Origin of the sequence: Mangrovactinospora gilvigrisea, assembly GCF_001879105.1 — a bacterium.
Taxonomy (GTDB): domain Bacteria; phylum Actinomycetota; class Actinomycetes; order Streptomycetales; family Streptomycetaceae; genus Mangrovactinospora; species Mangrovactinospora gilvigrisea.
In genome coordinates this window covers 1-1,856 of record NZ_MLCF01000180.1, presented here as the reverse complement: position 1 = coordinate 1,856, position 1,856 = coordinate 1, and the positions used below count along the sequence as shown (strand labels likewise).

Genomic DNA, 1,856 nt, shown 5'->3' with positions numbered 1-1,856 from the left:
GGGCGGGGGCGCGAGTTGGAGGAGGAGTGGACGGTGCCGGTCCGCGCGGACATCGACGGCGCGGTGGTGACGCTCACCTGGGACGACGGGCGTACGGACACCCTTGATCTGGAGTCGTTCTTCGGCTGACAGGCCGCCGGTGGGGGCGCGGGGAACCGCGCGAGCGAGCAGCGCGGGCCGCCCGCCCGGCAGCCGTCCCCGGCCCCTACGGCGCGGTACCGCGCCGCGGCCCCGCCACGGAATCGCGTTCCACGATGTGCGTCGCCACCCGGATGGTGCGCGCGCGGCCCGACGCGCGGACCTCGCCGAGGTAGTCGTCCTCGCCGTCCCCGACGGAGAGCCGCACCGCCTGCCGTCCCATCTCCTCCAGCGGGATGTGCACCGTGGTGAGCGCCGGCCGCATCTCGTGCGCGGCCGGCACATCGTCGTAGCCGACCAGCGAGACGTCCTGCGGGATGCGCAGCCCCGCCTCCTCCAGCGCCAGCGCCGCCCCCGAGGCGGTGATGTCGTTGCCCGCGAAGAGCGCGGTGAACTCCGCCCCCGAGGCGAGCAGTTCGCGGGTGAGGTCGTAGCCGTTCTGCCGGCCGAACTCGCCGGGACGGACCAGCTCCTCCGCGTACGGCAGCCCGTGCCGCTCCAGCGCGCGCCGGTAGCCGGCCAGCCGGTCGCGGGTGACGCTGAGGTCGGGCCGGCCGCCGACCATCGCGATCCGCCGGTGGCCGCGCTCGATCAGGTAGTCGGTGAGGGCGTGCGCGCCGCCCTCGTTGTCGTAGGAGACGACCGCCGCCGGGGCGCCGCCGGCCAGCGGGGGCCGTCCGCACAGCACCAGCGACGAGCCGCCGGCGTCCAGCGCCCGCGCCCGCTGGGCGAGCTCGGCCTCGTGGGCGCGGTCCCGGGCGGCGCCGCCGACCAGCACCACGGCGTCCGCGCGCTGCTGGTGGAGCAGGTCGACGAAGGCCAGTTCCTGCTCCTTGCGGCCGCGCGAGCAGCACACCAGGCAGAGCCGCCCGGTGCGGGCCGCGGCCGCCTCCACGCCGCGCGCGATGTAGCCGTAGAAGGGGTCGACGACGTCCTGGATGATGATGCCGACCGTGCGGTTGGTGCTGCCGGCGAGCGCGCGGGCATGGGCGTTGACCACGTACCCGAGGTCGGCGATGGCCTGCTCGACCCGCTCCCGGGTGGCCGCGGCCACCGCCTTGCGGTTGATGACCCGCGAGACGGTGGCGATGGAGACGCCGGCCGCCTCGGCGACCTCGGTGATCGTGACGCGCCCGCCCGCCGGCCCTGCCGCGTCGACCGCGGCGGTGCGCAGGTCCGTTCCCATGTGAGTGCCTCGCTCCTGTCCGGCCGCTCCCGCCGGTCTCGCGTCCCGGCCCCGGGCGGCGGGTGCTCCCGAGGGTAGCGGCCGGGGCGGTGGTCTCAGGCGATGCGGTCCCAGTCCTCGGGACGCACCTCGTGGTCGAGGGCCTGCCCGGCGGCGTAGCGGTGCAGTTCGGCGAGGGCGGCCTCGCCGAGCCGGGGCACCTCGTTGCCGAGCGCGCCGGCCAGATGGGGCGTCAGCAGCACATTGGGCAGGTCGAAGAGGGGGTGGCCCGGGGGCAGCGGCTCCGGGTCGGTGACGTCCAGGACCGCGTCGAGGCGTCCGGACGCGGCCTCCTCGGCGAGCGCCGCGGTGTCGATCAGCGCCCCGCGGGCCGTGTTGACGACGAGGGCGCCGTCCGGCAGCAGGGCCAGGCGGCGGCGGTCCAGCAGCTGGCGGGTCTCGGGCAGGTCGGGGGCGTGCAGGCTGACGACCTGGCTGCGGCGGGCGAGGGTGTCGAGGTCGACGGGCGCGGCGCCGAGCCGCTCGGCGGCGG

Annotated in this window: 2 protein-coding genes; both read right to left on the bottom strand. The window is 76.7% G+C overall.

Annotation, left to right across the window (positions count from 1 at the left end):
• Positions 1-205: 205 nt before the first annotated feature.
• Positions 206-1,324, bottom strand: coding sequence for a LacI family DNA-binding transcriptional regulator (locus tag BIV57_RS22955; protein ID WP_071658792.1), 1,119 nt, complete (start codon positions 1,322-1,324; stop codon positions 206-208).
• A gap of 95 nt (positions 1,325-1,419) precedes the next feature.
• The coding region (locus BIV57_RS22950) for an NAD(P)-dependent oxidoreductase (protein WP_272868247.1) at positions 1,420-1,856 on the bottom strand (437 nt) is incomplete at its 5' end.

What these genes read in the sequence shown, in the direction of transcription:
- BIV57_RS22955 (WP_071658792.1), bottom strand. Translation starts at nt 1,324, where the DNA reads ATGGGAACGGACCTGCGCACCGCCGCGGTCGACGCGGCAGGGCCGGCG.